Here is a 17,938-nt window from a genome sequence, read left to right on the forward strand (position 1 = left end):
TCCTGGTGTTATCGTAACTATTTGATAACAGGTTGGTTAAACGTTTGCCTGGGTGCAGCCTTTTACCACCAGACCAAAGTGGTTTGGATGCTGTCGCAACGGGTCGTAAAGGGGAAAAAATCGTCCGTAGAGTGACTGCAGAGCTGGCAAAAACCGTTATCCGCTACTGTTGCGCAACGGAAAAGAGGAATTCTAACAAGGCTGCGCAGAGAAAACGAGATTTTTACGGGGAACTGTGGGAAAATCTTTGTGCATACATTTTGCAGGGTTATTAAGGAGAGACGATGAGTACCGATCTGAAATTCTCACTGCTGACCACGGTGGGTGCGCTACTGATGATTATTGCATTTAGCTTTACGGCTATTCTGCACTAAAAAAATCGGGAGGAGCATGGCTCCTCCCGATTAGCAATTCAGCAATCGCTTACCGCGTTGAGCAATCAGCGAATTGTTTTTGGCGTCATCATTCGACGGGCACCAATATAGTGCTCCTGCCAGTAATCATCGCCCAGCGCGCTTACCTGAATGTCTTTGCCGGTTCTCGGTGACTGAATGAATTTTCCACCACCAAGATATACGCCAACGTGATCGGCGGTACCGCGTCCGTTGATGCGGAAGAACACCAGGTCGCCTTTCTCCAGTTTATCGCGTTTGATCGGCGCAGCATCGCGCAGGTGATACATCTCATTTGCCGTACGCGGGATCTTAAACTTCACCAGGTCCTTATAGGCATACCACACCAGTCCGCTACAGTCGAAACCGGTTGACGGTGATGCGCCTCCCCACTGGTAGGGTTTACCCAACTGGCCCATCAGTTTGTTCATCGCCGTTTCACGCGCTTTCTGATAGCGCGCGCGGTGCGCTTTGCTCAACTTCAGCGGTGATTCAGGGGATTCAGCCTCATCGCGCTCGATAGCACGCAGCGGGCCTTTCTTGCCTTTTTTGGTCTGTAAAGAGGCGAGACGCTCGCGGCCGTAGCGTTTTTTCTCCATCTTACCGATGTGGGTGGTTTTTACTTCGCGTGAGGCCGTCGCTTCCTGGCTCTTTTTCAGCTTTGCCTTCTGGGTAGCAGAAACTTTGGTTTTCTTAAGCGCAGGCTCTTTGGTTTTTTTAATGAGGGGTTCTTTGACTTTTTTCGTGGCAGCCGCTTTAACCGGCCGACGCTTGCGGCGTTCATCCTCACGCGCAGAGTTGTGGTCAACTTTATGCTGATTTGCGTTAACGGGAGCATGAGGCGATGCATGCGCCATATTAAAGAACAGCTGGGCAAAGGCCAGCATGCTAAGCGTGATGATTAAACGCAACGTTCCCATTAACAGTTAAACTCAGTGTAATGACTGCATGGCAATCGAAAAAGAATTCTGCAATTTGCAGGGGTTAGGGCAATTCTAATCTAACTTCTTAACAAAAGGTAAGGTGTTTTTTGTTTCAATAAGACAGATTAAGTAAATGATGAATTATTAAGCGCAATCAGCTGCTTAACTCAACAAAAAAAAGTAATCCAACATCGAGAAACGCTGCAACGATGATAGGAAAATGTTATTTTGTTTTCATAATTTTGCATTTTGTTGCGTTCTGTTCATCAGGGCTGCATAAAATGTCGTTTTCAACGGCGGAGCAGAATCGCTACAATAACTAAACACGAAGTATCGTACTGAGGAAGTCATTTATGAGTACTGTTGAAAAAATTCAGCGCCAGATCGCAGAAAACCCAATCCTGCTGTATATGAAAGGTTCTCCAAAGCTGCCAAGCTGCGGATTCTCCGCACAGGCCGTTCAGGCTCTTTCTGCCTGCGGCGAACGTTTTGCCTACGTTGATATCCTGCAGAACCCGGATATTCGTGCTGAACTGCCGCGTTACGCTAACTGGCCAACCTTCCCACAGCTGTGGGTTGACGGCGAGCTGGTCGGTGGCTGCGATATCATTATCGAAATGTTCCAGCGCGGTGAACTGCAGCAGCTGATCAAAGAGACTGCGCAGAAGTACCCAGCCCCCGCTGCTGAATAAGCCGGTGGCAATAAAAAAACCCTGCTAAGCAGGGTTTTTTTTCGTCTTTATATTGTCAGCGCGGTGGTTAATGCACGCCGCAGAGTTAATACGGCTCAGGACTCCGCTTCCGGCACGGCCAGTGGCCAGCCGCCCAGACGCTTCCAGCGGTTGACCAGCTCACAGAATAAATCTGCCGTCTGTGTAGTGTCGTACAGCGCAGAGTGCGCCTGGCTACTGTCAAAGGTGATTCCGGCCGCGATGCAGGCTTTAGCCAGTACGGTCTGCCCAACAACCAGTCCACTGAGCGCGGCGGTATCAAAGGTCACAAACGGATGGAAGGGATTGCGCTTCAGGCTGGCACGTTCCGCCGCCGCATTCATAAAGTTCAGATCGAATGTGGCGTTGTGCGCCACCATAATCGCTCTGCTGCAGCCGGTATCCTTAATCCCTTTACGAACCAGCTTAAAGATGGCGTGCAGCGCTTCATATTCGCTGACGGCACCGCGCAGGGGGTTGCTGGGATCGATGCCGTTAAAGGCCAGCGCTTCCGGCTGTAAAACTGAACCGACAAAAGGCTCTACGTGAAAATGCAGGGTTTCATCTTTCTCCAGCCAGCCATCTTCATTCATTTTTAAGGTGACGGCGGCGATTTCCAGCAGTGCGTTCGTTTTGGCATCAAATCCCGCAGTTTCCACATCGATCACTACCGGATAGAAACCGCGAAAGCGGCTGCTCAGAGTATTCAGTTCATTTAATTCAGACATCAGCTTCTCATTGGCGCAAAAAGGCAGGGCGTATTATGGCAAACTTTGCTACGTGATGCAGCAGGCAGGTGAGAAGGAGGGCCCGCAGGCCCTCAGAGGAACTTAATTGCCCAGGCCGTGTCCGGCGTGTTTATTCTCAATCAGTTCAATCTTGTAGCCATCCGGATCTTCAACAAAGGCGATGATCGTGGTGCCGCCTTTAACCGGGCCGGCTTCGCGGGTGACGTTACCGCCGTCGTTGCGAATGCGATCGCAGGTTGCGGCAACATCATCCACGCCCAGCGCGATATGGCCATAGGCGTTACCGAGATCGTAGCTGTCCACGCCCCAGTTGTAGGTCAGTTCGATAACGGCACCTTCGCTCTCTTCGGTGTAGCCAACGAAGGCGAGGGTGTACTTATATTCGGTATTTTCACTGGTACGCAGCAGACGCATGCCCAGCACTTTGGTGTAGAAATCGATAGAACGTTGCAGGTCGCCAACGCGCAGCATGGTGTGAAGTAAACGCATAACATCCTCTTTTTTTTGGCGTCATCGGCGGATGACGTTAGAAAAACAGTATAGCGATAATCGTTACGACTGCGAGTGTCGTAGCAATTATCGCTATTAAAACAATCTATTATATCACAAATGTGCCGCTTAACTTAGCGCAATTATCCTAAGACAGGATAATCCGTATAGCCTTCTGCGCCGCCGCCGTAGAACGTTTCCGGGCGCGGTTCGTTGAACGGCGCGCCAGCCTGCAGGCGTTCGACCAGGTCCGGGTTAGAGATATAGCTGCGGCCAAAGGCAACCGCATCAATCAGCCCGCGTTCGATCAGGTCTTCTGCTTTTTCAGCACTGTAACCGCCCGCACCGACGATCACGCCGGGATACACGGCGCGAATCGCCTGACGGAAGCTTTCGGTATACGGTTTGCCGCCGGCCCAGTCCGGTTCTGAAATATGCAGATAGGCCAGGTTGCGTTTTGCCAGTTCGGCAATGTAATACAGCGCCGCTTCTTCCTGATCTTCGCCGTTATCCAGGCCGTTAAACGGGCCGAGTGGTGAAATACGGATACCGATACGATCGGCGCTCCAGCCGTCGATGGCGGCATCAACCACTTCCAGTGCGAAACGGGTGCGATTTTCAATACTGCCGCCATACTGGTCCTCGCGCTGGTTAGACGCCGGGGAGAGGAACTGATGAATCAGGTAGCCGTGCGCGGAGTGCAGCTCAACCAGATCGAAATCCGCTTCGCGCGCGTTAATCACCGCCTGGCGGAAGTCGGCAACGATGCCGGCAACCTCGGCAGTGCTTAGCGCGCGTGGGGTAGATGTTGCTTCACGCAGCGGTTTACCTTCAGCATCGCGCAGCGAGGTGCGGGTTTCGGCATTAATCGCCGAGGCGGATACGGGTGCTGCGCCTTCAGGTTGCAGGCTGTTGTGCGATATACGCCCGGTATGCCACAGCTGAACCGCGCTGTGACCGCCATCCTGGTGGATACCCTGGTTAATCGCCTTCCATGCGGCAATCTGTTCCGGACTGTGCAGCCCCGGCGCACCGGCGTAGCCTTTCGCCTGGAAAGTAATTTGAGTGGCTTCGGTAATAATTAATCCAGAGGACGCACGCTGGCGGTAATACTCGCCCATCAGCGGCGTGGGGATATCGCCTGGCTCAATGCTACGCAGGCGGGTTAACGGGGCCATAAAAATGCGGTTTGGCACGGTGATCGCGCCGGTTTTTAATGGGGTAAACAGTTTATTCAAAGCCATAACTTACTCCTGGTAGACCGGTCGACTAGTAAGGGCGTTTTTTTTTAAATCGCCTGAAGAATACGTGTCATTTGCTGCACGGCAATCTGTAAAGGCGCACTGTCGCGGCGAATTTTGCACTGCAGGCTTGCGCCAAGCCACAGCATATAAAGCGTTTCTGCCGTGGAGGAGGCGGAGACGGCAGGTGACAGTTTTTCCTGCTGCTGCGCCTTTTCCAGCGCGGAGGTCAGTTCACCAATCAAAGCCGCTGAACCCGCCGCCAGCGCGTTGCGCATCTCTTCCGACAGGTCGCAAACCTCAGCGGAGAGCTTAACGGAAAGGCAACCAGCAAACTGATGTTCCTGCCACCAGCTGCACGACTGCTGATAATATTCCAGCACCCGCTGACGCGCATCGCCCTGATGTTCCGCAAGGAACGCGCTCAGGTTCTGCACATATCGAGCGAAGTAGCGCTCCAGCATTGCCACTCCAAACGCTTCTTTGGAGGGGAAATAGTAGTAAAACGACCCTTTTGGCACTTCAGCTTTTTTTAGCAGCTCGATCAGCCCCGTGCCGTTAAAGCCGCTCTGCACGCAGAGCTGCTCACCGGTATTGAGGATATGTTCGCGCGTATCAAATCGGGTCGTTTTATTCATCGCAGCAGAGTACCCGACCGAATGGTCGATTTCAACCTGCGCTGATGGGTGGGGCACGATCCGCCTGGCATTTTTCCTCAAGCGCTTTTACGACAGCCCTGGAGCATATCCAGATTTTGCTGATACTCATTCGTTTGTATGTTGAGCATGCCGAGCAGCGTATGGAAGATATTATCCTGCGACACCGGCTGGCTTTCTGCCTGTTGCTGCAGACAGGATGAATTGATGCTAAACGCGCTTTCATAATCCGGTGACAGCCACAGCAGGAACGGAATATGCGTTTGCTGCTCAGGTGCGAACAGATACGGTGCGCCGTGCAGATACATCCCGCGTTCGCCCAGTGATTCACCATGATCGGAGAGATAGACCATCGCGACGTTAAATTTACTGCTGTAACTTTTCAGCAGCGTGATGGTGCTGTCGAGCATCGAATCAGTATACAAAATGCTGTTGTCATAGGTGTTGATCAGCGCCTGACGATCGCAATCCTGGATCTGATTACTGTCGCAGGTCGGCGTGAACTGACGCATTGCAGCAGGATAGCGCTGGTAGTAGGCCGGACCGTGGCTGCCCATCTGGTGCAGCACAATAATCGAATCATCCTTAATGCCGTCGATATAGTTGTTCAGGCGGTGCAGCAGCACATCATCCAGGCAGAAGTCGCTTTTGCACAGTTCATTAACCTGCCATTTGGTCATATCCGTATGCGGTACGCGATCGCAGGCACCTTTACAGCCGCCGTCGTTTTCACGCCACAGTACGTTAACACCGGCATGCGCCATGATATCCAACAGCCCTTCCTGATGACGAGCAAGCCCGGCATCATATTGTGTGCGAGGCATATTGGAGAACATGCACGGAACGGAAATCGCCGTTTCAGTTCCACAGGAAGTGGCGTTCTTATAATAGATAACGTTATCGCCTTTCAGTTTAGGATTCGTTTCCCTTGGATAACCGCCCAGAGAGAAATTCTCCGCTCGGGCCGTTTCACCCAGCACGAATACCACCAGCGTCTTTTTCTTTTCTGCGCTAATGATCGGACCTTTACGGGCATCAAGGCCGATTTTTACCAGCTGCTGACTGCCGGCAAACCAGCGATCGTGCGTGTAGTGACCAATACCGCTGGCAACGTTAGCCGGAGTAATCATCTTCACCAGCCCTTTATTGTTGCGCACCATCGACGCGTAGTCTTTATAGAAGAGCGCCGCCATCATCAGAATCAGCAGGATAGCCGCTAGCGAACTGACCGAACGCCAGATGATCGATGCCCACCATGGGCGTGAAGATTCAATCTTAACCCGCCACATTACCGCGACCGGCAGCAGTCCGAGCAGTGTCAGCCAGATAAGATAACGCGTGCTGAACAGCGAGGTGGCTTCCTGAATGTCGGTTTCAAACACATTCTGGATCATATTGGTGTCAATCACCGTGCCGAAACTGTACATAAAGTAGTTAGCGGCGGCGCTGAACAGGATAAGTAAGGTTAACAGTGGCTTACGTACCCATGGCAGGGCGAACAGATTAAAGATCAACAGAAAGGCGCAGAACAGCACCAGCGGAATAGAGGCCGCAAAAAAATAGTCCTGTAGGCCAACATAAGGAAAGGTCTGCCACGCGCGCAGCAGAAATACACCGTTAAGGGCAAAAGTAAACAGCAGCGCAGCACAAAGATTAAAAGTAAGATCGTTACAACGTAACTTTAAAAAAGATTTCATGGTATTCCAGTCGCAGTGTTATCTGCGTGCAGAATAACGATGAAACCTTAGATGAACCTTAAATGCGATGTGAACCGTCTGGCCTGCCTGAGGCAGGCCGGGGGGATCAGTATGCGGCGGTGAACTGCTGACGAATATGCTGCGGATTTTCAATTTCATCGACAATAGCCTCGGCCAGGTCGGCAACGCTAATCGAAGCCGGATGTTTACCGTTCATCAGCAGTGACGTGGTCCCGAGGCGGAAAGTGCCGGTACGTGGCCCCGGTTCCAGCATCGCGGCGGGTGACAAATAGGTCCAGTCCAGCGCCTGCTCTTCTGACTGGAGACGGTTACGCAGGTCACGAGCGCCCAGCGCACCGGGCTTGATGTTGGCCGGAAAGACTTCGGTATCAACCAGCTCAACGCCGGGTGCCACTTCCAGGCTCCCTGCGCCGCCCACTACAAGCAGGCGCTTCACGCCGCTGGCTTTTACCGCCTGCAGGATAAGGCCGCTTCCACGGGTGAACTTCTCATACAGATCGCTTTCCGCCCAGCCAGGATTGTAGGCGCTGATAACCGCATCCTGGTCTTTCAGGACGCCGCTGAGCCACTGCACGTCGTGAACGTCACCTTGTGCAACGGTCAGGCCGGATTGCGCTGCCAGTTTATCCGCAGAACGAGAGACGGCAATGACCTGATGTCCGCGCGACAGGGCTTCTTTGACGATTTCAGGGCCGACAAATCCGGTTGCGCCAATGATGGTAAGTTTCATGAAGTCATTCCTTATTAACGGGTGTGGATTGCACTTTACAGCTTAACAGTGAAGCTGATAAGTGGCATATTTTGACTTTTATAATGAAGTAAAACTTACGAATAATGGAAAAACTCAACAGAATGGCGGTGTTTGCTATTGTAGTTAGCGAAGGCTCTCTGGCTGCTGCCGCCCGGCGTCTGGGGATGTCGGCCTCGGCCGTGAGCCAGCACCTGCGGGCGCTCGAGCAGGCCGTGGGCGTACCGTTGCTGTACCGATCCACGCGCAAACTGACGCTGACCGATGCCGGCGCGGCTTTTTATCCCGGTTGTGAGGCGATGCTGAACCACGCTCAGGAAGCCGAAAGGCGTCTGGCCGAGATGCGCGATACGCTCACCGGTGAACTGCGCATCAGTGCCACCGTGGGGATTGGCGGACAGCCGCTGTGCAGCGCGATGTCACCGCTGCTGTTACAACACCCCGGACTGCGGCTGCGGATCATCGCCACCGATAACGTGTTGGATATGATTGAACATCGCATCGATATTGCTCTGCGCTTTAGCCGACAGCTGAGCGATGCCAGTATTATTGCCCATCCGCTGGTCGAATGGCCGATGGTGATTTGTGCTGCACCGGCCTATCTGACCCGCCACGGCGTGCCCGAAACGCCGCAGCAGCTGGCAGGGCACCGCTGGATTCAGGGGCACCTTTATCAACGGGTGATTGAGCTGCACCATCCGCGCGAAGAAATGCAAACCCTGCGGCTTAGCGAAGGTCAGGTGCAGAGCGACAGCATGCTGGTGATCCGCGAGTTCACGCTGGCCGGAATGGGTCTGTCGCTGCAGCCGCTGAACGAAATCCGTGCAGAGCTCAACAGCGGGCAGCTGATGGTGCTGTTGCCGGAATGGCGGGCACCTTCACTCAAACTAACCGCGCTGACTCTGGAGAGAGTGCTGCCGGAGAAAAGCCGTCAGGCGTTGCAGGCGCTGCGCGAATATTTTTCCAAATTTCCGTTAAGCGGGCTTGCACAGTAACTGCCGACGAACTTCAATAGAGGCAATACGATCCAGCAGGAGGCGGTGTGGCAGAACAGTTAGAGTTTTTCCCCGTACCCAGTCCCTGTCGCGGGATCTGTCAGGCAGATGCACGCGGCTACTGTCGTGGCTGCCTGCGCAGCCGGGAAGAGCGGTTCAACTGGAACAGCTTCAGCGATGCGCAAAAACGCGACGTCTTGCGTCTTTGCCGCCAGCGTTATCTGCGGCAGCAGCGAACACAGTCTGCCTCGACTGCTGACGAGCCGGATCAACCCACCCTGTTTTAAGTCGAGCCGCGTCAGCGGCGCATATTACGTTATGGAGAGAGTTATGCTGCAAGCCGTGCAAATCGCCCCGCAGGGACCTGAATTTTCGCCGATGGTGATGGGCTACTGGCGTCTGATGGAGTGGCAGATGTCGCCCCAACAGCTCACCGGGTTTATCGAACAGCATGTGGAACTGGGCATCACTACCGTCGATCATGCCGACATTTATGGCGGTTATCAGTGTGAGGCGGCATTTGGCGAGGCGCTGCGGCTTCAGCCGTCGCTTCGCGGGCGTTTGCAGCTGGTCACCAAGTGCGGTATTGCCACCACCGCCAACCCGGAGCATAAACTGGGTCACTACCGTACCGATGCGCAGCATATCCGCCAGAGCGCGGAGAATTCCCTGCGCCATTTTCACACGGACCACCTCGATCTGCTGCTCATCCACCGCCCCGATCCGCTGATGGATGCCGATGAGGTTGCTGAAGCATTTATCCAACTGCATCAGAGCGGCAAAGTGAAACATTTCGGCGTATCCAATTTCACACCGGCACAGTTCTCATTATTACAGTCGCGCCTGCCGTTTACGTTAGCCACTAATCAGGTGGAGATCTCACCGATCCATCAGGAACTGCTGTTGGACGGAACGCTGGATCAGTGCCAGCAGATACGCATCAGGCCGATGGCGTGGTCCTGTCTGGGGCGAGGGGAAATTGTCACTCACCCACAGTATCAGGCCCTGCGCGAAGAGCTGGAGCGCGTGCGCGAGGAAATCGCCGCTGAAAACATCGAACAGGTCATCTACGCCTGGATTCTGGCGCTGCCTTCACGGCCGCTACCGATTATCGGCAGCGGTAAGATTGAGCGGGTCCGCAGTGCCGCCGCCGCCGTCAGCCTCTCTTTAAGCCGCCAGCAGTGGTTCAGAATTCGGAAGGCCGCACTGGGCTACGACGTGCCTTAAGAAAATGATGATCCGACGTGCTATCGGCGTCGGATCGCTACCGTTCAGGCCTTTGTTTCTCGGGGCTGTAGCTGCGAAAGAGAACAGTAAAGACGCCAGACGATCCCCGCCAGTTCGCTTTCCTGCGCATTGCCGCTCCTTATCAGCATATCAATGCGCTGCTGTAACGTTGCCAGCGTATCATTGAGCGAAACATGATGAACGCCGCGTTCGCTGATGATGTTTTGCAGATCGTGCAGCACTGAATCCCGCACCGAAGACAGCGCCGGAAAGGGCGTTTGCCACTCGCGCAGCTGCCAGGCTATTTGCGCGCAGTTCAATAGCACCATTCCCCAGCGCAGCAGCCAGAGCCGCGCATTTTCATCCCGGCTGTTATTTAGCTGATTGATACGATGATAAACCTGTGACTCAAAGCTGTTCTCGCTCAGCCGCGGTCTGCGGCTAAGCTGATCGAGAAACTCCCGACGCAGGGTTCGAATATGACGACGGCTGCGCCGCTTATCGGAGCTGGGACGCAGAATACCGAAGGCGATCCAAACCAAAGTAACGGTACAGACCTTAGCGAGGTTATCGTTAATAAAGCTCTGATAGTCATAAACCGGAGGGTTGCTCACAGAGATGAACGAGCCTAAAAAGACAATCAGCATACCCCACAGTGCCGCATGCTTTTTCTGCTGAAGTTTAAGCAGCTGCATGGTTATCAGTAGGGGGAACAGAACGATCAGAAACTGCCAGAGTACGGTGATCTGAACCATCAGCCCAAACATCATCGCAAAACTGAAAATGGACAGTAGAATCAGCGTCTTAAGCATCAGCAGCGTGCTGCCGGTTGGAGACGGTGCTGATGAATAGAGTACACAGCCAATGGCTGCCAGCGTAATACCGGCAGCGCCAGAATCCCATTGTGTGGCAATCCAGTAGCCGCACCCCAGAAACACAACGCTGAACGTACGAATTGCATTCCAGCCAGCCTCCGCGCCGTCAGCCTGGCGAGCCAGAGCCGGGACCTCGGGGGGAGAGAGCCGGGTATCATTGTCGGCACGTTCAAACTGACGTATCCAGCGAGAATTGTTCAGATACAGCCAGCAAAAATAGCGTAAATGCTTCCAGTAGGCATGATGCTGGTAGCATGATGTATCTCGCGGCGCTGCCGTTTGCAGGATCTGCGCCAGCCGGTACTTGTCACAGTTTTTCAGCGCCAGTTCAGCCAGCAGTTGTTGGGTAGCCTTGTACAGAATTTCAGGCGGGTCCTGCCAGTTCAGCAGCATTCTACGCAGACTGGATATGACGCTGGTCAGGCGTAACTGCTGGTGGAGCACATAGTTCAACACGTTGTTCTGGCGTCGGAAACGATAGTGGCTCCAGAAGGCCTGAATACGCAGCAGATTCATCGTCAGGATCTGGCTGATAACATTTTCGTGTGCGTGACGCATACCGTCCGTGGTTTCACGCTGCAATAGCAGCGTGGCATGTTCAAGCAGCCTGGCGTGCATTTGCTTAAGCGAGTTAATCAACGTTTCGCCGTCGGAGGTGCTCGGCAGCACCATCATCATCAGCCCACCGCAGAGAATACCGGATATCACTTCACATACGCGTGCCTGCGCAATGGTCCACAGTTCGCTGGAATCGGTGACGTTGACACAGCTGAACGCGATAATCGCCGCAGTGTACCCCGACAGTGAAAATGCGTAGGCGACGTTGTTTTGATAGTGATTAGACACCCATGTGCAAAAAGCCAGCCAGGCGGCAATCGTGATGGTAAAAAGCCACGGCTCGTTCAGGGTATGACCGGCAATCAGCAGCGCAGCAAAGGCTCCGATCATACTGCCGACAATACGGCCCAGACTTTTGCTGATCACGCCGCCCACCGTAGGGAAGCTGACGACCGCAGCCGAGGTCATTGCCCAGTAGGGCTGATCGAGCTGCAGACCGTAAGCAATACTCAGCGCAAGACACATAGCGATTGAGTTGCGCAACGCATAGCGCCACTGCGCACTCGTTGCTTTAACCCATGGCAGTTGCTGCCACTCAAGCCAGCTCAGATTCATCGCGACCTCAGTACTGTAACGATATAGTCACCGTGGTACCCGCGACCAGCGGCAGATCTGCCGGAAGATCGGTGAGCCTGATACGAACCGGCACGCGCTGTGCCAGTCTGACCCAGGGAACGTTAGGCTTGATATCGGGCACCAGTCCGCTGTCGGTCTCAACGCTCTGGTCGTAGATTGCCCGTCCGATGCTCTCTACCTCGCCGCCGAGTTCGCGATCGTCGCTGAACAGGCGTAGTCTGGCTTTAGCGCCAGGCCGGATATGGCGCAGTTTGGTCTCTTCGAAATACCCCATAACGTAAAACGAATGACTGTCAACCAGCACAAACAGCGGTGATCCGCTGCTGGCATAGTCGCCTACCCGGGTCACCAGGTTATTTATCCATCCGTCGACGGGAGCATAAACGTTCGTTTGCGACAGTTCCCAGCGTGCCTGATCGAGCTGTGACTGTGCCGTTTTCTCGCTGGCGGCCATCGATTTCACCGCGAGATTTGCCTCATCCAGATCTTCTGCCGAGATAACGTTGCGTGGAAGATCCTGCCGACGGCGGGCCTCATGCTGCGCTTTGACTAAATCAGACTGGGCTTTCGCCAGCTGCGATTCGGCCGTTGTCACGGCGATGCGATAGGGATCGTCGTCAAGACTAAACAGTTTGGTGCCTTTACTGACGAACTGATTATCTTTCACATACAGATGCATGATGCGCCCCGAAACCTGTGGGGTAATGTTAACCAGCTCCGCGCGGACTTTGCCGTCACGAGTCCATGGAGACTGCATGTAGTAGTTCCATAACCACCATGCAGCACACAGCGCCGCAGCGAACACAATCAGAGTTGAAAAATACTTAATCGAATTCAGTTTCATCATTTCATCCAGAAATCATCAACCACAGCCACAGCGAAGCGCTGACGCAAAGTATAAAAATCGACAGGTCAAGCAGCGTTGGGTGCCAAACTTCCCCGGAATACATCCAGTCCCGGAGTAGGGGATGAAGTATCAACCAGAGGAAAAAGCCCAAAAGAACGGCCTTAAAAAGCGGGGGAAAATAGAGCGAAGCACCAAGAACCAGGTCGGTGAATGGGGCCGCTGTCAGTGAGAGAGTCATCATCACATTGTAAATCCTTATCGTCGTCGGCCCTGTGGCGACTAAAAATCTGATACAAGCGCTTTAAGGAGCGATTTGTATTTTGTCCTGTAAACTCGCAGAATAGTCTAAAATGAGGCTTGATAGCTAGCAAGCTAATTATAAGGAGTGGAAATTGGATACCCCGTTGGGAACTGACCTTGCAAGACTGGTGCGCATCTGGCGCGCACTAATCGATCAACGATTGAAACCACTGGAGCTAACCCAGACTCATTGGGTGACGCTGCACAATATTCATCAGCTGCCTCCCGAGCAGTCACAGATACAGCTGGCAAAGGCGATCGGCATCGAACAGCCTTCACTGGTGCGTACTCTGGATCAGTTGGAAGAGAAAGGGCTGATAGTGCGCAGTACCTGCGCTAACGACCGACGCGCCAAGCGAATCCGTCTGACGGAAGCGGCAGAACCGATTATCACTCAGGTAGAAGATGTGATTGATGCCACGCGCGATGACATTCTGGTGGGGATCTCTCAGGCCGAGATTGACAAACTGGTGACGCTGATTGCCCGGCTGGAAAAGAACATTGTGGAACTGCAGCGTAAAGCTGAGTAAACATGTCGGCTATATACCGCAGGGAGCGAAGCTGCGTGAAGTCGTTACGCAGGGGTGATGCATCGTGGAGTCGTGAGTGGGATGAGCATCGCATTGATTGCAATGCTCATAAAAGCCGAGCGGCCTGACTCAGATATCATCAACCGTATGGTCTAAAACGATCTCCAGCGTTTTGCGTACCACATCAGCGCTGACAACATTGTCCGTTAATTCGAGTATTTCTATCAGGCGCGCAATAATCGCCTTATTAGTCAGATGCCCGTCAGTGGCAATAATGCTGCTGATAACCTGCCCGAGCAGGGCTGACTCTTCCGCCAGCGCCTCGCCTGAAGTACGAAAGTACTCAGAGAGGCTGGTACCTGAAACGCCATGAAAAATCTGTGGTTTTTTAGTTGCAATCTGATTCATCGTTCACACCGTTCAGGTTAAAATTCGCCATTGTCAGTTAATGTTTTTTAGCGCTGCCGGAAACTGTCGCAGTGCCAAACAGAGGAAAAACATTGTCGCTGTGTTGTTCAGTATTCAGCGTTGATTCATCACGATGCAGAAAGTGCTCACTGTTACCACTCAATTGCGTAACCAGATAGGCAATATATTGGCATCGTTTGGCATCAGACTCATCAGCGCCCATTTGTTCGAGTTGTTTAATTAAAGAATGCTTATTGATAGGCCCTTTGCGCTGGAGAAGGGCAAAAGCCGCTTCTCCTATAATCTCGGCAGCCAGTCTGTCATGTTCAATTCTGTTCATAGCGACATCTCTTATCGCCGCGAAAATAAAAAAACTCAGCGGCATTAAGTCATTTCATTACAAAGCTTTCAGCCTGGCCTGTTCTTTAATGCCTCGGCCTGGTGCCCTGGCTGAATCTGGCTTAAATGAGTAAAACGCCGCATTTACCGTTCAAACAGCATCGAGATGAGTTCCTGATAATGGCTCTCTTCTGATTCATCTGAAGCAGTTTCAAGGCGGCGCAGTAATTTCGTGCAGATTGCTTTGCGGTTCAGGCTGCGCCCGTCGCTGAGTATCTCAACAACGATTTCACCCAGAGTCACCTGCTGTTCGGATTGAGCTGCTTTTTCAAAATAGCGGGCAATGGCATTTGCTGGGGCCGGGCTGTAACCGTTCTGTTGCATATGTCACTCCTGTAATTTTCTCAGTTATCCACCACCCCTTAAAGTTATACCAATACGTAAAATCTGTACATAAAAACTTGTACATATTTTTATTGATGCAGTTTTTAATCATTTAATGTGTTGTTTTAATTGATTTAAAACTTACCAGCGCTGATGTTAATTGCAGTGTACAGGTTAGTATCTTCACTCTGTGCTGGTCGCTGGAGTTTATCGTTCAAACCTTCTGTTTCCTCTAGTACTCTCTGGTATTAACAAGACGCAATGACGGTCTTCTGCTAAGGTAGCAACTCACACACTTATCCTCTGGAAGTAGCATGCTTACCACCCTTATCTATCGCAGCCATATTTGTGAGCATTTCCCGCCTCATGACCTGAAAGAAATGGTCAACGCTGCTAACTTAAAAAACGGTCAGGCAGATGTGACGGGCATACTACTTTTTAACGGTGTTCACTTCTTCCAGTTGCTGGAAGGCCCGGAAGAGAGCGTTTTTAATATTTACCGCCGGATTTGTGAAGACTCGCGCCATTACAACGTGGTCGAGGTCTTCTGCGATTTCGCACCTCACCGTCGGTTTGGTAAAGCGGGTATGGAGCTTTTTGATCTGCGGGAATATGAAAGGGAAGAGGTGTTACAGAGTGTTCTGAACAGAGGAACCTCTAAATATCAGTTAATTTATGACGACCGGGCGCTGCAGTTCTTCCGCACGTTTGTGGAAGCGACCGAAAAAGAGAATTACTTCGAGATCCCTCCGGCTGATTCATGGGCATTTGTTTCTGATGACAATAGCGTGCAGTCCGCATCTCTCCCCGCTGAAATCACGACCGAATGCAGTTTTGCTTTTCAACCGATTGTCGATCCCCTTGCTCAGAAAACCGTATCGCTAGAGGCATTGATCCGCACATCTTCGGGGGAGGGTTCAGCGGCATTTTTCAGTGGTCTGGAAGGGGATGAAGTCTATAAAGCCGACTTAAAGAGTAAAAAGACCGCCTTCGCCCTGGCCGGAGCGATCAATGTGGGCGCCCGGACGCTCTCCATCAATCTGCTCCCCATGACGCTGGTCAGAATCCCGGAAGCGGTGAATTTCCTGTTGGAGGAGATTGAAGTTAACGGATTGGTCCCGGAACAAATCATCGTTGAGTTTACAGAAAATGAGGTGATCTCTCGCCTTGAAGAGTTCACCAGTGCGGTGAGACAACTCAAGGCTGCCGGTATCCGCGTCGCTATCGATCACTTTGGCGGCGGTTTTGCCGGACTGTCGTTGCTGGCCCAGTTTCAGCCAGAAAGGATCAAGATCAATCGAGAACTGATCCGTGATGTACACAAAAGCGGGCCACGGCAGGCTATTGTCCGGGCGATCATTCAATGCTGTGCTTCGTTGGAAATTATGGTTTCAGCCGTTGGCGTCGAAAAACCCGAAGAGTGGATGTGGCTGGAATCTGCCGGCGTGTCACATTTCCAGGGGCATCTTTTCGCCGCACCTGCCTTCGAAGGGATCCCTGCCGTCTGCTGGCCTGAAATGTTGAGCGCGATGTAATACCGGTGTGGCTGAACCGAAACTGTACAGTGCAGGTGGTAAAAACCTGCACTGTCGGTGATCTCTTCCGATAAATGTAGTGCTGGTGCCTATCCCCTTTATTAACTGTGGCTTACGTCAGTTACATTCTCGTACAGTTAACACACTTTCAGCCTAAAAAATCCAACATCTCTGTATAATTGACAGAACTTTGTACAGCTTTAACGTGTATACTTTTACCATGGTGTATTGGCTGGCTATGAGGAAGTGAATGGCCTTTTACAGTATTGGTGACGTCGCTGAGCGATGTGGAATCAACCCGGTGACCCTTCGGGCATGGCAGCGTCGTTACGAGTTGCTTAAACCGAAGCGTACGGAAGGGGGACATCGTCAGTTTGATGAGGAAGATATCCAGCGGATTGAGGAGATTAAACGCTGGATTGAAAGCGGCGTTTCCGTTGGTAAGGTCAAAGCGCTTTTAGAACAAAGTGACGTGAATTTGCAGGATGGCTGGGAATCCCGCCAGGAAGAGATGATGGCGGTACTCCGTCAGGCCAGACCGGCTAAGCTGCGAGCGATTATCACCGAGCTGGATCGTAAGCATTCGGTGGACGCGGTGATCGACCAGATCATCTTCCCCGTGCGCCAACGTCTGATTCTTGATGTTTCAACAGCGCAGTCTATGAGCAGCCTGTTTGATGGTGCACTGATTGATTACGCCAGTTCATGTCTTGCTGCATCGCGAAAAAAAGCGGGTAGAAATACGCTGTTAATGAGTTGGGGTAACGGGGATCGAACCCGGCTGTGGCTTGAGGCGTGGCGGCTTTCACGGGGAAGCTGGCACGTTGACGTGCTCTCTGAACCGCTGGAAGATCCGCGACCGGAACTTTTCCCAGGCCAGCACATTTTCCTCTGGACCGGAAACGCGCTTACGCAAGAACAGCAGGAACAAATGGCGCACTGGAAGGCTCAGGGGTACGACGTTGCATTTCATGCAGGATAAAAAAATACCGGCCATTTGCGATGGCCGGTATCAGTTATGTCGAGAGTTTTGGTGTGTGGGGTTAGCGAGGTGATACGGTAATCTGGCTGCCGTTTGAGGCCATTGCTACACGTTGACCCACCGAGAAGCGGCTGGCTGCCTGCTTCTGTACCACCATGATGGTATTGCCATCATCCTTACGAATTTCCAGCTCAACACCCTGGCTTTTGTTCATTGCTGACTCAACGCCCTGGCCTGCGACACCACCGGCAATCGCACCCGCTGCTGTCGCAAGACTGCGACCGGTACCGCCGCCAACGGTATTCCCAAGGAAACCACCCAGTACTGCACCGCCGATAGCACCGATAACGTTGTTTTCTTCGCCGCCCTGAATCTGGATAGGACGCACGGAAACCAGGGTGCCGTAAGAGACGCTCTGAACCTGTTTGGCCTCAGACGCGGAATACACATCACCTGACAATGTGTCGTTATTTGCACAACCCGCCAGCGTCATCCCGACAAGAGTCACGGCTAGTAAACGCTTCATCATATTAAGAACTCCTTTATATTGCAGTTGCTGCACATAGTCAGGCAGCCGTAATGGCATCATTATATGTTACCAGCTGTGCATTTCTCACTATTGGATGTGAAAAAAGTAAAAGAAAATATAGCCTGCGATGCTTAAACACCGTGTCAATCACCGCATGAAATGTATTC

The 17,938-nt window shown here is 52.5% G+C and carries 22 protein-coding genes; 8 read left to right on the forward strand and 14 right to left on the reverse strand.

Translation table 11 applies throughout. The features are described from left to right. Positions 1–284: 284 nt before the first annotated feature. Positions 285–374, forward strand: a complete 90-nt coding sequence (locus tag IBT47_RS00385) for a YnhF family membrane protein (protein WP_105594962.1) — start codon at positions 285–287, stop codon at positions 372–374. A 65-nt stretch (positions 375–439) separates the two neighbouring features. Here IBT47_RS00385 and IBT47_RS00390 read toward each other — a convergent pair whose 3' ends face one another. Then, a complete protein-coding gene (locus IBT47_RS00390; protein ID WP_234471644.1) occupies positions 440–1,303 on the reverse strand; it encodes a C40 family peptidase in 864 nt (287 codons plus the stop codon). Between the two features lie 365 nt (positions 1,304–1,668). Here IBT47_RS00390 and IBT47_RS00395 point away from each other — a divergent pair, with 365 nt between their 5' ends. After that, complete coding sequence (locus tag IBT47_RS00395; RefSeq protein WP_105594960.1) at positions 1,669–2,007, forward strand: Grx4 family monothiol glutaredoxin; 339 nt, start codon at positions 1,669–1,671, stop codon at positions 2,005–2,007. A 95-nt stretch (positions 2,008–2,102) separates the two neighbouring features. Here IBT47_RS00395 and rnt read toward each other — a convergent pair whose 3' ends face one another. The 6 genes from rnt to IBT47_RS00425 form a co-directional block, all read right to left on the reverse strand. After that, the gene (rnt, locus tag IBT47_RS00400; protein WP_105594959.1) at positions 2,103–2,753 is read right to left on the reverse strand and encodes a ribonuclease T; all 651 of its coding nucleotides are present in this window, start codon (positions 2,751–2,753) and stop codon (positions 2,103–2,105) included. A 102-nt stretch (positions 2,754–2,855) separates the two neighbouring features. After that, a complete protein-coding gene (gloA, locus tag IBT47_RS00405; RefSeq protein WP_105594958.1) occupies positions 2,856–3,263 on the reverse strand; it encodes a lactoylglutathione lyase in 408 nt (135 codons plus the stop codon). Positions 3,264–3,406: 143 nt separating this feature from the next. Continuing rightward, positions 3,407–4,507 (reverse strand): alkene reductase, encoded by a 1,101-nt coding sequence (locus tag IBT47_RS00410; RefSeq protein ID WP_200558612.1) that lies wholly within the window; start codon positions 4,505–4,507, stop codon positions 3,407–3,409. Between the two features lie 44 nt (positions 4,508–4,551). After that, positions 4,552–5,142, reverse strand: coding sequence for a TetR/AcrR family transcriptional regulator (locus IBT47_RS00415; protein WP_200558973.1), 591 nt, complete (start codon positions 5,140–5,142; stop codon positions 4,552–4,554). Positions 5,143–5,219: 77 nt separating this feature from the next. Next, entirely contained in the window at positions 5,220–6,857 is a 1,638-nt protein-coding gene (gene eptA, locus IBT47_RS00420; RefSeq protein ID WP_200558613.1) for a phosphoethanolamine transferase EptA, read from the reverse strand. 106 nt (positions 6,858–6,963) lie between these two features. Next, positions 6,964–7,608: an NAD(P)-dependent oxidoreductase gene (locus IBT47_RS00425; RefSeq protein ID WP_200558615.1), complete on the reverse strand. Its 645-nt coding sequence runs from the start codon at positions 7,606–7,608 to the stop codon at positions 6,964–6,966. A gap of 104 nt (positions 7,609–7,712) precedes the next feature. Between IBT47_RS00425 and IBT47_RS00430 the strand changes: the two genes are divergently transcribed. Genes IBT47_RS00430 through IBT47_RS00440 form a run of 3 tightly spaced genes read left to right on the forward strand, consistent with a single transcriptional unit; the run spans position 7,713 to position 9,848 of the window. After that, the gene (locus tag IBT47_RS00430; RefSeq protein ID WP_200558616.1) at positions 7,713–8,621 is read left to right on the forward strand and encodes a LysR substrate-binding domain-containing protein; all 909 of its coding nucleotides are present in this window, start codon (positions 7,713–7,715) and stop codon (positions 8,619–8,621) included. A gap of 47 nt (positions 8,622–8,668) precedes the next feature. Next, on the forward strand, positions 8,669–8,908 hold the full coding sequence (locus IBT47_RS00435) for a DUF1289 domain-containing protein (RefSeq protein WP_200558618.1): 240 nt from the start codon (positions 8,669–8,671) through the stop codon (positions 8,906–8,908). Positions 8,909–8,951: 43 nt separating this feature from the next. Then, entirely contained in the window at positions 8,952–9,848 is an 897-nt protein-coding gene (locus tag IBT47_RS00440; protein ID WP_200558620.1) for an aldo/keto reductase family oxidoreductase, read from the forward strand. 44 nt (positions 9,849–9,892) lie between these two features. On the opposite strand, the gene IBT47_RS00445 is transcribed toward IBT47_RS00440, so the two are convergent. Genes IBT47_RS00445 through IBT47_RS00455 form a run of 3 tightly spaced genes read right to left on the reverse strand, consistent with a single transcriptional unit; the run spans position 9,893 to position 13,005 of the window. Then, positions 9,893–11,896, reverse strand: a complete 2,004-nt coding sequence (locus tag IBT47_RS00445; RefSeq protein WP_200558622.1) for an FUSC family protein — start codon at positions 11,894–11,896, stop codon at positions 9,893–9,895. 7 nt (positions 11,897–11,903) lie between these two features. After that, on the reverse strand, positions 11,904–12,761 hold the full coding sequence (locus IBT47_RS00450) for an HlyD family secretion protein (RefSeq protein ID WP_200558974.1): 858 nt from the start codon (positions 12,759–12,761) through the stop codon (positions 11,904–11,906). A 4-nt stretch (positions 12,762–12,765) separates the two neighbouring features. Then, positions 12,766–13,005, reverse strand: a complete 240-nt coding sequence (locus tag IBT47_RS00455) for a DUF1656 domain-containing protein (protein ID WP_105594949.1) — start codon at positions 13,003–13,005, stop codon at positions 12,766–12,768. A gap of 151 nt (positions 13,006–13,156) precedes the next feature. Here IBT47_RS00455 and slyA point away from each other — a divergent pair, with 151 nt between their 5' ends. Then, positions 13,157–13,594, forward strand: a complete 438-nt coding sequence (slyA, locus tag IBT47_RS00460; protein WP_200558631.1) for a transcriptional regulator SlyA — start codon at positions 13,157–13,159, stop codon at positions 13,592–13,594. A 129-nt stretch (positions 13,595–13,723) separates the two neighbouring features. Here slyA and IBT47_RS00465 read toward each other — a convergent pair whose 3' ends face one another. The 3 genes from IBT47_RS00465 to ycgZ form a co-directional block, all read right to left on the reverse strand. Beyond that, the gene (locus IBT47_RS00465) at positions 13,724–14,002 is read right to left on the reverse strand and encodes a biofilm development regulator YmgB/AriR family protein (RefSeq protein WP_200558633.1); all 279 of its coding nucleotides are present in this window, start codon (positions 14,000–14,002) and stop codon (positions 13,724–13,726) included. Between the two features lie 37 nt (positions 14,003–14,039). Further along, positions 14,040–14,342, reverse strand: a complete 303-nt coding sequence (locus tag IBT47_RS00470) for a hypothetical protein (RefSeq protein WP_200558634.1) — start codon at positions 14,340–14,342, stop codon at positions 14,040–14,042. A 143-nt stretch (positions 14,343–14,485) separates the two neighbouring features. Then, on the reverse strand, positions 14,486–14,725 hold the full coding sequence (ycgZ, locus tag IBT47_RS00475) for a regulatory protein YcgZ (protein WP_105594945.1): 240 nt from the start codon (positions 14,723–14,725) through the stop codon (positions 14,486–14,488). A 314-nt stretch (positions 14,726–15,039) separates the two neighbouring features. Here ycgZ and IBT47_RS00480 point away from each other — a divergent pair, with 314 nt between their 5' ends. Both IBT47_RS00480 and IBT47_RS00485 read left to right on the forward strand, forming a co-directional pair. Further along, positions 15,040–16,260 carry a diguanylate phosphodiesterase gene (locus IBT47_RS00480; protein WP_200558635.1) on the forward strand — a complete coding sequence of 407 codons (1,221 nt, stop codon included), beginning with the start codon at positions 15,040–15,042 and terminating at the stop codon, positions 16,258–16,260. A gap of 250 nt (positions 16,261–16,510) precedes the next feature. Further along, on the forward strand, positions 16,511–17,242 hold the full coding sequence (locus IBT47_RS00485; RefSeq protein ID WP_200558636.1) for a MerR family transcriptional regulator: 732 nt from the start codon (positions 16,511–16,513) through the stop codon (positions 17,240–17,242). Positions 17,243–17,303: 61 nt separating this feature from the next. Here the strand turns inward: IBT47_RS00485 and slyB are convergent, their stop codons facing one another. Continuing rightward, on the reverse strand, positions 17,304–17,771 hold the full coding sequence (slyB, locus tag IBT47_RS00490; protein ID WP_200558637.1) for an outer membrane lipoprotein SlyB: 468 nt from the start codon (positions 17,769–17,771) through the stop codon (positions 17,304–17,306). Between the last annotated feature and the right edge of the window lie 167 nt (positions 17,772–17,938).

It is taken from the genome of Erwinia sp. S43 (assembly GCF_016624745.1).
Lineage (GTDB): Bacteria > Pseudomonadota > Gammaproteobacteria > Enterobacterales > Enterobacteriaceae > Erwinia > Erwinia coffeiphila.